This window comes from Thermobaculum terrenum ATCC BAA-798 (assembly GCF_000025005.1).
Lineage (GTDB): Bacteria > Chloroflexota > Chloroflexia > Thermobaculales > Thermobaculaceae > Thermobaculum > Thermobaculum terrenum.
In genome coordinates, this window is sequence record NC_013525.1 from 707,596 (window position 1) to 724,828 (window position 17,233).

Here is a 17,233-nt window from a genome sequence, read left to right on the forward strand (position 1 = left end):
TTAATCATGAAGCGTACTATGACTATTGCTGGATCTGATTCTGGTGGTGGTGCAGGCATACAGGCCGACCTTAAGACCTTCTCTGCTATGGGCACATTTGGTACTTCTGTGATCACCGCAATCACTGCTCAGAATACTTTGGGCGTTACTGATGTTTATGGTTTGCCGGCTAAGATTGTCGAGTCGCAGATTGATGCTGTGATGAGTGATATAGGTACCGATGCTGCCAAGACTGGGATGTTATTTAGCGCTGAGATCATTGAGGCTGTAGCCAATAAGGTCAAGAAGTGGGAGATAGAGAACCTGGTTGTGGATCCAGTGATGGTAGCTAAGAGCGGCGATAGACTCCTGAAAGAGGATGCCATTGAGGCCATGAGACGGAAGTTAATTCCCCTGGCTCTGGTAATAACCCCCAACATACCCGAGGCCGAGGTTCTGACTGATGTTAGCATCAAGAGTGAGGAGGACCGCCGAATAGCTGCCAGGGTATTGCACTCAATGGGCGCCCGATATGTGATCGTAAAAGGGGGGCATCTCGAGGGTGATCCGGTAGATCTGCTATTTGATGGTCAGCGGTTTCACGAGTTCAGGGGCGAGCGTATACATACAAACAACACTCACGGGACTGGATGTACATTCTCTTCCGCTATAGCTGCCCAGATCGCCAGAGGTAGAAGCGTTTACGAAGCTATCTCCATAGCTAAAAGGTACGTGAGCGAGGCCATAAGGCAGGCTCCTCATATAGGGGCTGGACATGGTCCACTACAGCATTTTCCTAAATGGGAAGCAGATCTTGATTAAAAGCAAGGAGGGTAGGATTGAATTACGAAGTCAAAGCTGTTGAGACTCTAAGGATAGTAGCCAGGAATAAGCCTCTGGTCCATCATATAACCAATATAGTTGTGGCAAACGATACTGCCAATCTTACTCTGGGCCTGGGAGCTCTCCCCGTTATGGCTGATGCGGTTGAAGAGGTGGAGGAAATGACGGCATCAGCAAAGGCGTTGATACTCAACATAGGAACTCTTTCTGGAGAGTCTATTGAGGCTATGATGCGTGCTGGCAGATCTGCCGCAGCACACAATGTCCCCATAGTTCTTGACCCTGTTGGAGCAGGTGCCACTAAACTGCGCACTGAGACGGCCTTGCGCATTCTGGAGGAGCTGCCGGTGACTGTTGTTAGGGGTAACAGAGGGGAGATAGGGGCGCTCGTAGGCTCAGGCCAAGTCAGGGGGGTGGAGGCTGTAGGCGATGAAGACCCTAGAGATGTAGCCAGAAGGTTCTTTGAGCGTTTTGGAGTGGTTACCGCCGTTACAGGTGTGTTCGATGTGATTGTTGGTAAGAATAAAGTCTTTGAGGTCCATAATGGTCATCCTTTGCTCGCAAGGATCACAGGCTCAGGTTGTATGGCTACTACGGCTGTGGGTGTTTTCCTTACTACCGGCGAAGATCCTGCTCTACAGACGGCCCTGGCTTTAGGATCTTACGGTGTAGCTGCGGAGCGTGCTGCCAAACATGAGCCAGGACCTGGAACTTTCAGGAGCAAACTGTTGGATGAGGCTGCCGCCCTGCTCACTAAGGGAGTGGATGGAATAGATATTCGCGAGGTGGAGGATTAACTTCCATCGGTACAGGGAATCTAATTTCCCTGTACCGATGAATTCCAAGAAGACAAAAATAACTGAGTGATTAACAATGCATTGCACCCTGTGGGGCCGTCAAAGCTAGAAGTAAGAACAGAAATGGCGCCAGGGGTGCAGAGACTCATAGGACTTCAATATTCGTCGAAAAACCTTACTTAAATTCTTGGTACGAACAAAAGGCTGCATTTTAAAGCGCTGATAAGTTCGAGTTCTCCCACCTTTGATCCTCAGGCTTGTCTTAGTTTGTCCCTGCAGACTTACCTCTATAGGGTTGATTACGTTGCTTGATAGGAACATCCTTTGTAGCTTCTTCGTTTGATACTTGGCTGGGCCAAAAACTATCGTTCAGCACCATATTCCTTAAAATTCTTCTACTACCTGGAGGGTGTCTTGATCATCGGTGAGTTATCTATACTTCTTATCGCCCTAGTAGTACTGATCCTAAGATACTTATCTTGTCGTACAAATGCTTCATCAACACCTACTGTACGAAATGAAGGCAAGCCGATTGCAATTATTCTCACCGCCTCTGTTGGTGGTGGACATGAGGCTATAGGACAAGCAGTTAGAGCAGAGCTTGAAAGGAATGGCTACACCGTACATGTTGAAGATGGATTGAGACTGATGGGAGATCTCATCAACTGGATAATGGTAGGCTCCTACGCCAGAATGCTCAGGCATATGCGCTGGTCCAGAAAATCTCTTGGATCGCTAATGTGGGATGTGACTTTCAAACTGACTGCATTTGGTTGGTCTGCACGCCTAATTCGTCTGCTTGTGGGGGTATTCTTTTCTCGAAGGTTACTGCCTGTAATAGAAGAGAGTAAACCAAGCATTGTAATATCGACCTATCCATTGGTCACTGCTGCGTTAGGATATCTCAGAAGGACTGGTAAGCTGGAAGTGCCCGTGGTTGCGGTTATACCAGATTACGGTGTGCATGCACTATGGGTATCTCCATATGCGGATATGCATCTAGTAACCTCAGAGCAATCTGCTAGGCTGGTGGAGTCTGCTGGAGGGAAAGCTTGGGTAGTCCGAATGCCAGTCGATCCTTCTTTTGATAATCTGCCTCCTAAGAGTATTGCCCGTACTAAGCTGGGAATTCCACAGGCGGCCTTTGTAGCATTAGTAGTTGGTGGCGCTTGGGGTATTGGCGATATACGAGGAGCGGCCGAGCATGCAGCTGCAGCAGGAGCATTTACTATAGTTGTAACGGGTAAGAACGTTGGTCTAAAGAAACACCTAGAAGCCTGTCTTGGGAATACACCTAATATCAAGATCTTAGGTTGGACTGATAACATGCCTGATCTCATGGCAGCTTCTGATTGTCTCATACAGAATGCGGGTGGAGTTACCTGCCTGGAGGCCCTACATGTGGGGCTGCCAATCATAATGTACAATCCAGTACCTGGGCACGGAGAGATGAACGTACGCGTCATGGAGCAAGCGGGAGCAGTCTGTTGTGCCCGTACACCTCAAGAACTTACTAATCTATTGACTGAGGTCATGAGCGGACAGAGATCATTACATACGCCGATACCCTCCTCTCTTACACCCTCTGTGGTAGATGCTGTAGATAGCACAATTGCTCGACCTGCACGTGCAACCGTTGGTGTAAGTAATGCTACAGACTGGTTGCGCCGAGTTGGGTATGGCATCATAGCTGCCAGTGTGTTCCTGTGGCTATCACTTACTCCAACAGGATTAGTGCTTGCTTCAAGGGCATTGAAATTGCCGGTGGTTGGCTATCATGCTCCTAAAGGTAGGGTGTCTATAGGGGTGAGAGTAAGCGACCCTCTAACTGCCAGGGCTATAGAGCAAGCCGCCTGGAATACTGATGGATGCATAACGATCTTTGCCGATGACAAGGCTGCGATTGGTCTGTACCCTAGTAGAAAAGTGCAGTTTGGTGTGTCTGAGCCCTCATATCAAGGTAGACTGCACTCTCCATTCAGCGAACGGAGACATGCAGCTTTGATAGCTCATGAGATCCAGGATCATACCGGTGAATATCCTCATTATTTTCTCCCTGCAGGGAGTCCGAACATTACCGAATTGATCGAAATGCCTAAGCATACACATCTTGCCACCTGGCATAAAACAGGCAGACATTTTCCAGATAAAGGTCTTATCATTGTTGATGCTAGGGGATTATCTCCATCAGAAGCTGTTCATCACCTGCATTCGACAATGGACGCTATCAGGCTTAGGGGATTGACGTGCACAGCTATAAATGGTTTATAGCTCTGCCCGCAGGGATTATAATTGCCCATGCACTGCCTGCTGTTTCTCGTCTTGGTATGGGCGGATTATTATTTCCTGTGATCAGAAGGGTAGACAGTAGCGATTCTGTTGTGCTCACTTTTGATGATGGTCCAGATGTATATACGGTAAAGATCTTGGACGTTCTTTCAAGATATGACACTAAGGCGGTATTCTTCGTGGTGGGTGAACAGGTCGAGCGCCATCCCAATCTGCTGAGAGAAGTGGTTGCCGCAGGCCATGAGATAGGCATACACGGATACAGGCACGTGAGCCATCTCCTGCGTGCCCCATTGACGACTATAGAGGATGTGCGTAGGTGCAAAGTAATCATCGAGGACACAACAGGCGTTTCTCCAAGATATATACGTCCTCCTTATGGTGTGTTTTCTTTGGCCTCTTGGGTAGAGAGCGTCAGACAGGGATGGATGCGTGTGCTATGGTCACGGTGGGGCAAAGATTGGATGCCCGAAGCCACGCCATTACAAATAGCTCAGAATATCGGAACTCCAGAGGCTGGTGATATCATACTCTTGCACGATTCTGATAGGTATTCCTATCCAGGCGCACCGTTGCGTACGATCGAGGCAATTCCGATCATTCTGCAACATATTGCGGATAAAGGGATGCATACCACCCTCCTCTGTGATCTAGTCTAAGGAATAGGGTCGATGTTGTTAGGTATACTGTTTATTCTTCTATCTAGCCTGGCCTACAATTTTGCCACAGTTGTATTGGCGGCTCTCGTAAGGACGCACTTGCCAGGTATCAGGTTTATATCTAGATCCTGGCTTTTAAATCAGGCTAATAGCGTGATCCTCATAGTCTTAATGAACGCTCTTGGCTGGGTGTTCGAAGTTCTATCCTTGAGGCTTATCTCCCTGACGTTGGCTAGAGTGCTCAGTGTAGCTGGTGTTGGATTCCTGTTAATCATGGCACGTTGGAGCCTAAGAGAGATGATTGGCAGGCGGGACCTTGCTCTTGTAGGCGTATTGTTGCTAGGAACAATGCTAACAGTTATAGCATCTCCACCTATGGGGAATATTACACCTAGCTTGGTGCAATGGTTTCTTCTGTGCATTCTGTTTTTAAGCCTGGCTACGCTTCCATATCTGCTTGAAATATTTCAATTGTCTAAGAGGGTGTCATTGGAAGCTATAGCCTCAGGATCTGCATATGCATTTAGCGGGGTGTGTAACAAGGCTATAGCCATCTATATATCAAGTAAACACTTATTACCACTAGCATTGCTTCTAATTGGCCTTGTAGTCACTAGCCTGTGGGGTTTTTGGGAAGAGGTAAGAGCTTTAAGATATGGATCCGCTTCAACTGTATCCCCTATCATTCTGGCTATAAGTAACATGTTACCCTTGGCGGCAGCACCTATATTATTTGGTGAGACATGGCCAGCAGACAACTTCAAGAGAGTTTTGCTCATGCTGGGAATAAGTATGAGCATGGTTGGCACCTTGATGCTTTCTGTATCTTCAAATATATCTCGAATTGGGGCCTCAACCGCCTCTACAAAAAAGTGAAAAAGTGAGGCCCTGGAATATCCCAGGGCCTCGATTCTAAGCGGTGACAGCTCCTAGGGAGACGATTCTTTTCTCCTCTGCAGACTTGTAGGCTCCGAGTATAAGCTCTAGTACTCTGATACCATCTTCCTCGTTCTGAAGCGGACGCTTACCCTCAGCAATTACCTTCGCGTACTCGCCCATCTCTATGTGGAAAGTGTTGACTGCTGGAAACTCATAAACCTGAGGTTCTTGCCCATCAAGGGCGAGGACTAGGTTGTTATCTTTGCGGTAAAGTTGGCCATTCTCGCCTATCACTAGAAACTGAGACCACCCTTCGGGTTTATCGTAAGCCCAGCTGGTCACGATGTTACCGACTGCGCCATTTTCAAAGCGTACAAGTACCTGTGCTGAATCCTCACCCTCTATGTTCAGCCTGTGCCTGCTGAGCATAGCGACTACCTCTACAGGCTCACTGGCAGCTAGATAGAGAAGGAGATAGGAAGGATGATACCCAGTATCTATGAGTTCACCTCCGCCCACTAACTCGCGAGAGGCCCTCCACCCAGCATTAGCATTCACCCACTTATTAAAGAAAGTGTCCACGGTTCGAATCTCGTAGATCTTTCCCAGTAATCCCTGATCCAGGATCTCCTTGGCTTTCTGGACGGAAGGATAGAACAGCTGGTTGTGGGCACACATGAGGGTAACACCGTTCTCACGTACTACTTGACGTATCTCCTCAGCCTCCTGCATGTTCAAGCATAGCGGCTTCTCACACATGATGTATTTGCCAGCTTTCGCGGCCGCAACGATGGCATCTTTGTGCAGATGGTGTGGTAGGAGTATATCTACGCCATCTATATCTGCTTCTTGCAGCATCTTGTGGTAATCACTGTACTGTTCTGCTCCACCAACGATGTCTGCTATCTCCTGCCTGTTACCCTCTACTATGTCGCATACCGCTGTTACTTTGACTAAATCTGGGTACTTTGTATACCCTCTCGCATGTTGATGAGCGATTCCTCCACAGCCGATTAGTCCTATCTTAACAGTCACCTTTCAACTCCCTGATATGTTATTTTGTGTGCCCAGTGGATTTTACCCTCTGCCATGATTAGAAGGTCAAGGTTATAAGTAAGCACTACATCTTATTGCTTATGCTTGTGTGTAATAGGTATTGATCGATATCATTTGTTATGACCTTTCCTTTTACATCCGTTGCTTCTGAGGTTACGGGGTGAACGCTTTAGTTGAGCTCAAGGGGATTTGTGCTTCTCTTCAAGGGGAAAGAGTTCTGCACTATATTAGCTGGACTATCGAGCGTGGACAACAATGGTTGCTGGTTGGCCCGAACGGTTCTGGAAAAAGCACTTTGATGAGGGTCTTAGGGGCTGAGCTATGGCCAGAACCTAGGGTTGGGACCCGTACATATAACTTCACAGGTACCCCTAGCAGGAGCCCGATAGATGCCAAGCGGCACATAGCTATTGTCTCTCCTGAACTACAAACTAAATTCAAAAATCTGGAGTATTCTCTCACAGGCTGGCAAGTGGTACTGTCCGCCTTCTCAGATACCTTCCTACTATACAGTCCCTTGAATACTGACCAGATATCTCTCGCTAGTTGCTGGGTGGATCGTTTAGCTATCCGTAATCTGATGGACGTACCGATTCAAGAGATGTCGTATGGCGAGTTACGTAAGGTGCTGATAGCTAGAGCTGTGGTTAGACAACCTGCTCTTCTGTTGCTTGATGAGGTGTGTTCTGGCTTGGATCCAGCTGCCAGGAGAGATATTCTAAATATGCTTGACCAAATAGCCTTATCTGGAGTGTCGATAGTGATATCCTCACATAGAGATGAGGATGTCTTTCCATCTATAACCCATGTGATCCGCTTGCAGGATGGCAGGGTAGTCTGGCAGGGGAGGATATCCGAATACTATCATTTGCTTCAGGAGGTTGAAACAGAGAACGAACAGACTAATGTCTGGAGGGAAAGTCTTCATATCCACAATGAACAGCTGACTACCGAAGGCCCATCCTTAATAGAGATTCAGGGAGCAGATGTCTACTTAAATAATCGTCAAGTGCTGAAGAGTATAAACTGGATGCTCCATCCTGGTCAGCACTGGATTATCCGTGGAGGCAATGGCGCAGGTAAGAGCACGTTCCTCCGACTTATTCTGGGAGATTATCGCCCCGCATTGGGCGGAACCATCAGCAGGTTTGGTCTAGATAGGCTCGGATTGTGGGAGATCAAGAAGTATATTGGCTATTATTCTCCTGAGATGCAGGAGATTTTCAGAAGAGATCTTATTGTAGAAGAGGTCATAGCTTCGGGTTTTGAGGCTTCTTTCGAACCCCAAAGACCTTTTTCCCAGGAGCAGATGCTCAGAGTTAGGGAAGTTATGCGCTTTATGGAGATTGGAGAGCTAACTGGTAAACCTTTAGGGCGAATGTCGCATGGTCAGCTAAGGAAGGTGCTTCTGGCTAGGGCATTCGTCAATAGTCCTAAGATACTTCTGCTTGATGAGCCTTTCGATGGCTTGGACTTCAGATCGCGATCAAATGTATCGAAGATACTTGGTTATATCGCTAGAAATGGGACAAGCCTGGTACTCACCAGTCATTATAATGAGGATATACCGGTCTTTATAACTCATCAGATGCTGATGTCCGATGGTAGAATTGTGGAGCAAGGAGCACTGGTGGCTAACGATTAGTAATTAGTGCCTTTCACCTGCCAAGTCTCTCCTGTAACTTCTCTCGTAGAAGCCTTAGTAGCTCGACAGCGTCGCCAACAATCCCCACATCAGCCATACGCATGATAGGTGCATCTGGATCTTTATTGATGGCTATTATGCTTTTGGATCCCCGCACACCTTTCATATGGTGCACGGCGCCAGATATACCACAAGCTATATACACATCGGGTCTGATGCTAGCGCCTGTCTGCCCTATTTGCTCAGTGTAGGGTCGCCAACCAGCGTCGACGGCAGCTCTTGTAGTGCCAATAGCCCCATCTAGCATGGCTACCAGTTCCTCTATGAGCCTGAAGTTATCAGCACTACCCATACCTCTTCCACCAGCTATGACCAACCTGGCGTTCGTAAGAGTAGGACCTGGTTTTCTTTCCACTGTACTTCTGATAACGCGTGGGAAGGTTTCGTCCGGCTCGAACATGCTTATGTACCTGGTTATACCCCCCACGTTATTTGCATTTGCCATCTTTAGGGAGTGGTCTGAAAATGCGCCTTGCCTTATCAGAAGTATGTGAGGATTTTTACCTTTGAGTCTGCACTTGGCAGTGTAGCTCCATCCCCATTGGACAGCAGCCACCGTAAGGCCATCTTCTTCACTAACATCCAGCACGTTGGAGAGCGCACCCGTCCCCAACTTTGAGGCTAGTCTGGAGGCGATGTCTCTTGAGGGCGGATCGAATGTGAACAACAGAATTCTAGGGGGCGTACCTTGATCTATTAACCTGTACAGGGTTCTGGCATGTGGCTCAGCCAAATATTCATCGTATCTAGGGTCAGCGTCTACGATTATCTCAGAGGCTCCTGCTTCACAGGCTTCATCTACCACTCTATCTGCTTCTCTCCCAAGTAATATCAGTGACGTGCGCCCCATACTGGAGGCTTTGCTTAGAATGTCCCGTGTATTTTCGGCAAGTCTGCCATTACTGTGTTCTCCATATATCCAGATATCGTTGCTCATAGCAGTCCCCTCTGAGTCAGTATGGTAAGTATACGCTCCACTCCTTCATTGATATCTGTAATTATTTGAGGCTCTGCTTTAACTTGGGGTTCTACAATCTCTATGACCTCTTCTATATTCTCAAGGTCATCTGAGGATAGTCCTATCTCGCTGATGCTCAATATCTTTATCGGTTTGTTCTTTGCCTGCATGATACCCCGCAAAGTTGGGTACCTTGGTGTGTAAGCCCCACTGGATATAGTGAGCAGCGCCGGTGTACTGCTCAAGACTTCTTGATAACCATCTGCTGTTAGTCGCTCTATACCTAGGCTGTTGTTATCCATGGACAGTTTTCTTACCAGAGAGATGTGAGGCACCCCTAGCAGACCGGCCAGCATACCAGGTACTAACCCACTTGAGGCGTCTGAGCTCTCAGTTGAGGTCATTATCAAGTCATAGGGCATAGTAGATATAACTGATGCTAATACTCGTGCTGTGACGAAAGCATCCGCACCTTCCAGAGCTTCGTCCGAAACTAATACTGCAGCATCTGCTCCCATAGCAAGACCCATCCGCAGAGGCTCTACAGCGCTCTGCGGTCCCATGGATACCAATGTTACTTGGCTATCTGGAGTAGCTTCTGCTAGGCGCAAAGCCCCTTCCAGGGTTACCTCGTCTCCTGGATCCATGACGTTAGGTACTCCTTCTCTAACTACCCGGAGTGTATGTTTATCTACCTTTAAATCCACCTTAGAAGGATCTGGTACTTGTTTCACACATACAACAATTCGCATATGAGTCTCCAAGCAGTTGTACGGGGGTATTATACGCTGATAAACAGCTTTATAAAGCAATAAAGGGCGGGAGTTATCTCCCGCCCCTCGAGTCTTATCTACAGGGATTACTATTACTCGGATTGTTGTTGTGGCTTACTGCTCTTATAAGAAGGGCCGTACAGCATTTGTCGAGCCTCTTCGCCCACACCTGCCGCGTCGCAGTCCAACAGGGTGGAGAAGATGGCTCTCTTGAGTGCGCTTACCTTGTAGTCCTCAATGTTGCCCGAATCTATCTGTTCCCTAAGCAGGCAAAGTCTGTGCAATCTATCCAGGAAGAATAGCTGCCAACGGTCATAAGTCTTGACCTTGGGCTGCTGCCTCTGGGTCTCGCTGGCCTGGTTTTCCTTGACTTCCCTTATCTCACTCTGGTTCATAACTCCAACTCCATTTCCGGGCCTGCGGCCTACTTGGCTTTCATAATAAGTATAACAGCTTGGCAATTCAAGACATAGTACCTACACAGGTAGTTACCAAGAGTGTATAGCAGCTAGCATGCCAAAGGTTGCGACTGGACATCAGCTCTTTGCGATTACTACAATTGACCTGAGAAACAACTAGAGGTAGTCCCTTTGGCAGAGCTGAGTCCGATTCTCCCATTTATATATAACGCCAAATTGGTTGGAGATGTTTCTTCTGTAATTACTCCACCTTATGATGTGATTAGCGCCGAAGAGTGTGCTCTTTACAGGGCAAGGCACCCTTATAGCGCCATACACATAGAGTTGCCCTCTGCCCGCAGTAATTCTAACCCCTACGAGGAAGCCGCTAAGCTCGTTCAGGAATGGGTGGCTTCTGGGGTTTTACAGCCGTTTCCTGAACCTGCTATGTTTGTACATCAGCAGACTTTTACCTGCCACGGCAAGAACTACACTCGCACTGCGTTGGTAGCAGGCGTTCGCCTGGAGCCTTGGGAAGCCGGCGTGGTGATCCCTCACGAGCGTACTTTTGCCGGCCCTAAGAAGGACAGGCTTGAACTCCTGAGGGCCACCCATGTAGCTCCCAGCTCTATATTTGGACTTTATGAGCAGAAGCCGCCAGTAGCTGAGGTAATAGCCTCGGTGGTATCTGCGGGTGAACCCCTGATTGTAGCCTTTGAACCTGATGTTGAGCATAGAGTCTGGGCAATTACCGATGCTAAGCAACTGGCTACAATCCATAGTGCTATGAGAGACTCCAGGATCTACATAGCAGATGGCCATCACCGCTATGAAACAGCGCTGGCCTACAGAGATGAGCGTAGGCTTCAGGATGGTAACTACGATAATGCTGCCTATAACTATGTTGCTATGAGCCTGGTTGCTTTCGATGATCCTGGCCTCGTAGTGCTGCCTACACACAGACTTATAAAAAATCTGGCTCCGACTCTGGTGGACGAACTTCCTGGTAGAGCAGGTAAGTTCTTTAGTGTTGATAACGTTGAGTTGATTTCGACCAGTGAGGGAGCTGTACAACAGATACTTCGTAATGACTGGGATTATGCTTTCTTAATATACGGCCGTCGAGGAGCTTGGCTTTTCACGGCAGACCACGAGGTTGCTGCTTATCTTCCAGAGGATAGGTCCGAAGCCTGGAAGAAGCTGGACTTGGCCGTTCTGCACGAGCTAGTGTTCCGGAAATTACTGGATATGGACCTTGGAAATATTGAAGAATACGTGCAATACACTAGAAGCATTGAGTATGCAGTTGCTGCAGTTAATGATGGTGATTTCCAATTGGCTGCATTTGTCCGACCTACAGGGGTCGATCAACTGAGGGCAGTAGCTGATGCTGGTGACAGGATGCCTCATAAGAGCACTTACTTCTATCCCAAGTTCCCAGCAGGGTTGATAATCAATAGGCTGGATGTGCGTTTGCCGCGAATAGCGGAGGTTATGCGTTAATGGGCAAGGGTAGAAGAAACTGGTCTCAGATAACCTTTGTCATCTTGGTGGTTTTGATTGTGGTCTCTCTGCTACTACAAACATGCGGTCCCGCTTTGTAAGGAGGTAGGCTTTGGGTACCGGCGAAGAGCGCAGGCTTCGGCTGGCTATGCAGAGGCAGGGTAGGTTGACGGAAGGAACTACCTCGCTCCTCCGAGGTATAGGGCTGCAATTTGAGAGCTATCAACAACGCCTGTTGACTCCTTGCCGCAATTTCCCACTTGATATACTTTTCGGTCGCGATGATGATATCCCTGAGTATGTAGCCGATGGCACCGTAGATCTAGGTATTGTCGGCCGCAACATGATAGTCGAGAAAGAGGCTAGGGTTGAAGAGCTCCTTCCTTTGGGATTTGGATACTGCTCCTTGGTAGTAGCTGTGCCCAATGATTCCAATATTGAGTCTCCTGAACAACTGCATGGTAAAAGGGTTGCTACCTCCTATCCGAACTCTACCAAGCGATACTTTCAGAACTTGGGAGTAGAGGTGGAATTGGTAGTGCTATCTGGGTCGGTAGAGGTAGCACCTTCGCTCGGAATAGCCTCGGCTATCGTAGACATAAGTGCCACCGGTAGCACTCTGGTACTAAATGACCTAAGGACTATAGCCACCGTTTTGGAATCCGAGGCCGTGTTGATAGCTAATCCTGAGACCGTTGAGTCATCTGATGTAAAACCCAACATAGACAGGCTGCTTCTCAGGATCAAGAGCCTACTTGCCGCCAAGCAATACAAATACGTGATGATGAACGCCCCTAGATGGGCACTGCCTGCGATCCGTAAGATCACACCGGGACTTAAATCTCCAACGGTTGTACCGCTGGCTGATCCAGATTGGGTGGCGGTACACACCGTTATCCAAGAGAGCGAGTTTTGGGAAGTTATCGAGAAACTAAGGGAAGCTGGAGCTTCCGAGATACTGGTCAATCCTATAGAAAAGCTTTTACTCTAACTGAAAGGAGTCCCGTTTTGAACAGCGTAGCTCCCGTACGCACTATAAGGCTAGCAGATCTATCACCTGAAGAGCGTCGAAGGCTAACACATAGATCTGGGGCCATTTCTATGGATGTGACTTCTGTCGTACGTCAGATAGTGGAAGATGTGCGCCAGAAGGGTGATGAGTCAGTTCGGGAGTATACAGAGCGCTTTGATGGGGTAAAACTTGATTCCCTAGAGGTGCCCCGCGTAGAGATCGAAACTGCTTTGGATCGTATAGACCAGCATCTGGCAGAGGCTATGTCCATCGCCGCATCTAATATCAGGGCGTTTCATAGTGCTCAGATACATCCTGAACCTGTAGTAGAGACTTCACCGGGAGTAAAGGTGTGGCGTGTGTGGCGCCCTATTGAGAGGGTAGGGGTGTATGTGCCGGGTGGTGGAGCTAGATATCCGTCTACCGTCCTGATGCACGCTGTACCAGCATCGGTAGCAGGCTGTAGTGAGATAGTATTGTGCACACCCCCAGGACCTGATGGCAAGGTGCCAGAAGCGACTTTAGCGGCGGCAGCGCTTTCGGGCGTCACCAGGGTGTTCAGTATCGGTGGTGCGCAGGCTATAGCTGCTATGGCATACGGTACTCAAACCATACCGCCAGTTCAGAAGATCTTTGGACCAGGTAATGTGTACGTTACTGCTGCCAAGATGCTTGTGTTTGGTGATGTGGATATAGACAAGCCTGCGGGACCTTCTGAGCTAGTAATTATCGCGGATGATACGGCTGATCCTAGAGAGACGGCTGCGGATCTTATAGCGCAATCTGAGCATGCTCCTGATAACGCAAGCGTACTGGTTACCACCTCCGAAAGCCTCGCGGAGGCGGTACTATCTGAGCTGACGAGGCAGCTGGAAGACTTGCCAAATAGGGACAGGGTCATCAGCTCGTTCAGGAGCAATGGTTTCATCCTCCTAGTAGAGGATCTTGCTCAGGCTGTAGGGTTTGTCAATGAGTATGCTCCAGAACACCTTCAGATAGTTACTGTTTCTCCTAGAGAGATTCTGGAAGGTATCAATAACGCAGGGTCCATATTCCTCGGAAGGTACTCACCTGTTCCTGCCGGAGATTATGCGGTGGGTAGTAATCATGTGCTGCCCACCAGTGGGAGCGCACGCACATTTGGTCCTCTGTCGACCGAGGAATTTGGTAAGTGGGTACAGGTGCAGGAGCTTACACAAGAAGGCTTAAGATCTATATCAAATGCTGTAACAGCTATGGCACGTGCTGAGAACCTGGAAGGACATGCTAGAGCTATTGAGGTGAGGTTTTCTGTCTGATGAGTTCAAAGCAGGATGTAAGGAAATATCTTAGGCAACATCTGGAAGTTCTCGAGCCCTATAGGGGAGTGGAGACCATAGACTCCCTGGCGGCGAGGTATGGGTTGGATGTATCTCAGATAGTTAAGTTGGATGCTAACGAGAACCCCTATGGGCCATCTCCTTTGGTGTATCAGGCTCTTGCCAACCTGCAGGATATCAATAGGTATCCTGATCCGTTATCGACATCCCTTAGGAGGAAGATAGCTGAATATGCGGGTGTAACTACTGAACAGGTGTTGGTAGGTGCGGGGGCTGACGAGATCATAGAGCTACTGATCCGCCTGTTCGTTGGGACGGGAGAAGCTGTGGTGGATTGTCAGCCTACGTTCAGCATGTATTCGTTATTTACTCTACAGAATGCTGGCGAGGTCATAGATGTTCCTAGGGGTGACGATTGGAACATTGATTTGCAGTCCATACTCAAGGTTCTAGCAGCCTGGCCGGTAAAACTGGTATTTATTTGTTCGCCTAACAACCCTACTGGTAATCTCGTATCAGAACAGGATGTTGTACGCTTGCTAGATACTGGCATCCCCGTGGTAATAGACGAAGCTTATTATGAATTCGCCGGTAAAACTTTCGTAGGATTGTTGCCTAGGTATCCCAACCTGTTTATAGTAAGAACCTTCAGTAAGCTTGCGGGTCTTGCTGGCTTGAGAGTGGGGTATCTATTAGCGTCCGAGATCATAGTCAACGAATTGCTGAAGATCAAGCAGCCATATAACGTTACAGTTGCAGGGCAGGCTGCTGCTCTAGCTTCCCTACAAGACATTGACAGGTTACAGGACAACGTGCGCAGGCTTGTAGAGGAAAGAGAGCGTATGTTCACTAAGCTCAGGGAGCAAGGTGTACTTCAGCCTTATCCTTCCAAGGCTAACTTCCTCCTGTGTAGAGTCAATGGAGATGCAAAGCTTGTGAGAGAAGAGCTCGCGAAGAGAGGTATTTTTGTACGACACTTCTCCAAGCCTAGGATACAAGATTGCCTACGCGTATCCGTTGGACTGCCTGAGCATACTGATCGCCTGATCGAAGCTTTGGATGATATCAAGAACTCCGTGTTGATAGGATAAATCATGATAGCGAGCAGGACTGGCAGCTTTCATAGAAAAACTCTTGAAACTGATATAAGGGTCGAGTTGACTCTTGATGGGGAAGGACGTGCCGAGGTAGATACAGGAATCCCCTTCCTGGACCATATGTTAATCTCACTTGCCCGCCACTCCGGTATGAATGTTTTGGTCCAAGCCAAAGGTGATCTGCATATAGATGATCATCATACTACCGAGGATGTTGCATTGGTTATGGGCAAAGCTTTCAGAGCAGCTGTGGGCGATCGAGTTGGTATAGCCAGGTTTGGTTATGCCTACGCTCCTATGGACGACTCGTTGGCGCGGGCAGTAATAGATATATGTGGAAGGCCCTACTCAGTGTACAAGGCTTCTGGTCTGGAATCTCATGTGGGTAGATTTCAGACCTACCTGGTGGGGCATTTCTTTAGATCCTTTGCACAGGAAGCTGGCGTTACCCTGCATGTAGAACTGCTATATGGACATGATCCTCATCATTCCATAGAAGCTATGTTCAAGGCCCTTGCCCTGGCTATTCGCCAGGCTATTACCATACATGGTAGTGATGTTCCTTCTACTAAAGGAGCTCTGGATTAAGCTGTATGAAAGATTCATCGCCTTTAATAGCAATAGTTGATTACGGGGCAGGTAACCTGCATAGTGTGACGAGGGCAGTAGAGAAAGCAGGGGGGACTCCTCTTATAACTGATGTCCCCGAAGATCTAGCAAAAGCTGATGGCATAATACTGCCGGGCGTCGGGTCCGCTAAATCCGCTATGGATTTTCTAGTGGAGAAGCATATTGATCAAGAGATCCTTAATCAGGTAGATCGGGGCAAACCACTGTTTGGTATATGCCTTGGTATGCAACTGTTGTTTGGAGAGAACGAAGAGGGACCTACCAAGGGGTTAAGTATACTTCCAGGGAGAGTGGCTCTTCTTCGAGGACGCACCAAAGTGCCTCATATGGGGTGGAATAGTTTGAACATAATACGGCAAAATCCTCTGTTAGAAGGGGTTGAGGAAGGCTCGTATGTGTATTTCGTGCACTCGTATCATGTTGTAGTAGATCAAGAGCCGGATATAGTTGTTAGTACTACCGATTATGAGGGCGCGATAGTGTCCACTGTGGCTAGAGGCAATGTGCTTGGCACCCAGTTTCACCCGGAGAAGAGCGGCGATATCGGGATTCACATGTATGAAAACTTTATGCGTATCGTTAGAGGAGAGGTACCTATTACATGATCGTAATCCCTGCGATAGATATCCTAGAAGGTCAGCTGGTCAGACTCACCCAAGGTGATTACTCAAGAAAAAAAGTTTACTCCTATGATCCTGTTGTCGTTGCACGAAAGTGGAAGGCTATCGGAGCACAATGGTTACATGTTGTCGATCTAGACGGTGCTCGTCAGGGCCATCCCGTAAATGTCGATGTGATCAAATCTGTAATCATGGAGTTTGGCCCCCAGGTGCAGGTAGGAGGAGGACTAAGGACTTTGGAGGATATCCAGAGTATAGTCGAGCTAGGAGCCAGCAGGATAGTGCTTGGTACCTCTGCTGTAAAAGATCCTGAGTTCCTTAGGGAAGTTTGTGCTAAATACCCTGATATGGTCGTGGCAGCTCTGGACACTCGCAATGGTGTTGTTGCGATCGATGGTTGGACTAAGTCCTCGGGATTAGACGTCCTGGAAGTAGCGAAATTGGTAGAGGATGCAGGTGTTGGCTACATTCTCTTCACTGCTATCGAGACCGATGGCACAATGACAGGTCCTGATATCGCCGCCGTGCAGAGATTGATGAGCCATGTTTCCGTGCCGGTTATAGCAAGTGGAGGAATAAGTGAGCCAGAGGACCTAGAGGAACTTAGCAAAGCTGGAGTCTATGCTGTGATAGTAGGCAAGGCATTATATGAGGGCAGGCTCCCTGAGGAAGTCATAACCACATATTCTGCGCCTAAGGAATATATGGAGTAGCCG

17 protein-coding genes are annotated in these 17,233 nt (G+C 48.2%); 13 read left to right on the forward strand and 4 right to left on the reverse strand.

The window, feature by feature from the left end; genetic code table 11:
* Positions 1–6: 6 nt before the first annotated feature.
* The 5 genes from thiD to TTER_RS03250 all read left to right on the forward strand — a co-directional run bounded on the left by thiD (position 7) and on the right by TTER_RS03250 (position 5,443).
* Entirely contained in the window at positions 7–801 is a 795-nt protein-coding gene (gene thiD, locus TTER_RS03230) for a bifunctional hydroxymethylpyrimidine kinase/phosphomethylpyrimidine kinase (RefSeq protein WP_012874599.1), read from the forward strand.
* Positions 802–818: 17 nt separating this feature from the next.
* Positions 819–1,619 (forward strand): hydroxyethylthiazole kinase, encoded by an 801-nt coding sequence (gene thiM, locus TTER_RS03235; RefSeq protein ID WP_012874600.1) that lies wholly within the window; start codon positions 819–821, stop codon positions 1,617–1,619.
* A gap of 414 nt (positions 1,620–2,033) precedes the next feature.
* Positions 2,034–3,890 (forward strand): MGDG synthase family glycosyltransferase, encoded by a 1,857-nt coding sequence (locus tag TTER_RS14580; protein WP_012874601.1) that lies wholly within the window; start codon positions 2,034–2,036, stop codon positions 3,888–3,890.
* Between the two features lie 77 nt (positions 3,891–3,967).
* Positions 3,968–4,567, forward strand: coding sequence for a polysaccharide deacetylase family protein (locus tag TTER_RS03245; protein ID WP_169302610.1), 600 nt, complete (start codon positions 3,968–3,970; stop codon positions 4,565–4,567).
* Positions 4,568–4,579: 12 nt separating this feature from the next.
* Positions 4,580–5,443: a hypothetical protein gene (locus TTER_RS03250; RefSeq protein ID WP_012874603.1), complete on the forward strand. Its 864-nt coding sequence runs from the start codon at positions 4,580–4,582 to the stop codon at positions 5,441–5,443.
* Between the two features lie 36 nt (positions 5,444–5,479).
* Here the strand turns inward: TTER_RS03250 and TTER_RS03255 are convergent, their stop codons facing one another.
* On the reverse strand, positions 5,480–6,481 hold the full coding sequence (locus TTER_RS03255) for a Gfo/Idh/MocA family protein (RefSeq protein ID WP_012874604.1): 1,002 nt from the start codon (positions 6,479–6,481) through the stop codon (positions 5,480–5,482).
* A gap of 181 nt (positions 6,482–6,662) precedes the next feature.
* Between TTER_RS03255 and TTER_RS03260 the strand changes: the two genes are divergently transcribed.
* Positions 6,663–8,147 carry an ABC transporter ATP-binding protein gene (locus TTER_RS03260; protein ID WP_012874605.1) on the forward strand — a complete coding sequence of 495 codons (1,485 nt, stop codon included), beginning with the start codon at positions 6,663–6,665 and terminating at the stop codon, positions 8,145–8,147.
* Positions 8,148–8,160: 13 nt separating this feature from the next.
* On the opposite strand, the gene TTER_RS03265 is transcribed toward TTER_RS03260, so the two are convergent.
* From TTER_RS03265 to TTER_RS03275, 3 genes are all read right to left on the reverse strand, one after another.
* Complete coding sequence (locus TTER_RS03265) at positions 8,161–9,144, reverse strand: electron transfer flavoprotein subunit alpha/FixB family protein (protein WP_012874606.1); 984 nt, start codon at positions 9,142–9,144, stop codon at positions 8,161–8,163.
* Positions 9,141–9,917 carry an electron transfer flavoprotein subunit beta/FixA family protein gene (locus TTER_RS03270; protein WP_012874607.1) on the reverse strand — a complete coding sequence of 259 codons (777 nt, stop codon included), beginning with the start codon at positions 9,915–9,917 and terminating at the stop codon, positions 9,141–9,143. The genes TTER_RS03265 and TTER_RS03270 overlap by 4 nt, the downstream gene beginning before the upstream one ends.
* Before the next feature lie 113 nt (positions 9,918–10,030).
* Positions 10,031–10,333 carry a hypothetical protein gene (locus TTER_RS03275; protein WP_012874608.1) on the reverse strand — a complete coding sequence of 101 codons (303 nt, stop codon included), beginning with the start codon at positions 10,331–10,333 and terminating at the stop codon, positions 10,031–10,033.
* A gap of 195 nt (positions 10,334–10,528) precedes the next feature.
* On the opposite strand from TTER_RS03275, the gene TTER_RS03280 reads away from it, so the two are divergent.
* The 7 genes from TTER_RS03280 (at position 10,529) to hisA (ending at position 17,230) form a co-directional block, all read left to right on the forward strand.
* Positions 10,529–11,839, forward strand: coding sequence for a DUF1015 domain-containing protein (locus tag TTER_RS03280; protein ID WP_012874609.1), 1,311 nt, complete (start codon positions 10,529–10,531; stop codon positions 11,837–11,839).
* A 112-nt stretch (positions 11,840–11,951) separates the two neighbouring features.
* A complete protein-coding gene (hisG, locus tag TTER_RS03285) occupies positions 11,952–12,830 on the forward strand; it encodes an ATP phosphoribosyltransferase (protein ID WP_012874610.1) in 879 nt (292 codons plus the stop codon).
* Positions 12,831–12,847: 17 nt separating this feature from the next.
* Positions 12,848–14,149 carry a histidinol dehydrogenase gene (gene hisD / locus TTER_RS03290; RefSeq protein ID WP_012874611.1) on the forward strand — a complete coding sequence of 434 codons (1,302 nt, stop codon included), beginning with the start codon at positions 12,848–12,850 and terminating at the stop codon, positions 14,147–14,149.
* Positions 14,149–15,261, forward strand: a complete 1,113-nt coding sequence (hisC, locus tag TTER_RS03295) for a histidinol-phosphate transaminase (protein WP_012874612.1) — start codon at positions 14,149–14,151, stop codon at positions 15,259–15,261. The genes hisD and hisC overlap by 1 nt, the downstream gene beginning before the upstream one ends.
* Positions 15,262–15,264: 3 nt before the next feature.
* Positions 15,265–15,855, forward strand: a complete 591-nt coding sequence (gene hisB / locus TTER_RS03300) for an imidazoleglycerol-phosphate dehydratase HisB (protein ID WP_012874613.1) — start codon at positions 15,265–15,267, stop codon at positions 15,853–15,855.
* A gap of 5 nt (positions 15,856–15,860) precedes the next feature.
* Complete coding sequence (gene hisH / locus TTER_RS03305) at positions 15,861–16,502, forward strand: imidazole glycerol phosphate synthase subunit HisH (protein WP_012874614.1); 642 nt, start codon at positions 15,861–15,863, stop codon at positions 16,500–16,502.
* Positions 16,499–17,230, forward strand: coding sequence for a 1-(5-phosphoribosyl)-5-[(5-phosphoribosylamino)methylideneamino]imidazole-4-carboxamide isomerase (gene hisA / locus TTER_RS03310; protein ID WP_012874615.1), 732 nt, complete (start codon positions 16,499–16,501; stop codon positions 17,228–17,230). The genes hisH and hisA overlap by 4 nt, the downstream gene beginning before the upstream one ends.
* Positions 17,231–17,233 lie beyond the last annotated feature (3 nt).

Excerpts from the sequence above, each read along its gene's own strand:
- thiD (WP_012874599.1), top strand. The coding sequence starts at position 7 with ATGAAGCGTACTATGACTATTGCTGGATCTGATTCTGGTGGTGGTGCA.
- TTER_RS03250 (WP_012874603.1), top strand. The coding sequence starts at position 4,580 with ATGTTGTTAGGTATACTGTTTATTCTTCTATCTAGCCTGGCCTACAAT.
- TTER_RS03265 (WP_012874606.1), bottom strand. The coding sequence starts at position 9,144 with ATGAGCAACGATATCTGGATATATGGAGAACACAGTAATGGCAGACTT.
- TTER_RS03270 (WP_012874607.1), bottom strand. The coding sequence starts at position 9,917 with ATGCGAATTGTTGTATGTGTGAAACAAGTACCAGATCCTTCTAAGGTG.
- TTER_RS03275 (WP_012874608.1), bottom strand. The coding sequence starts at position 10,333 with ATGAACCAGAGTGAGATAAGGGAAGTCAAGGAAAACCAGGCCAGCGAG.
- hisC (WP_012874612.1), top strand. The coding sequence starts at position 14,149 with ATGAGTTCAAAGCAGGATGTAAGGAAATATCTTAGGCAACATCTGGAA.
- hisB (WP_012874613.1), top strand. The coding sequence starts at position 15,265 with ATGATAGCGAGCAGGACTGGCAGCTTTCATAGAAAAACTCTTGAAACT.
- hisH (WP_012874614.1), top strand. The coding sequence starts at position 15,861 with ATGAAAGATTCATCGCCTTTAATAGCAATAGTTGATTACGGGGCAGGT.
- hisA (WP_012874615.1), top strand. The coding sequence starts at position 16,499 with ATGATCGTAATCCCTGCGATAGATATCCTAGAAGGTCAGCTGGTCAGA.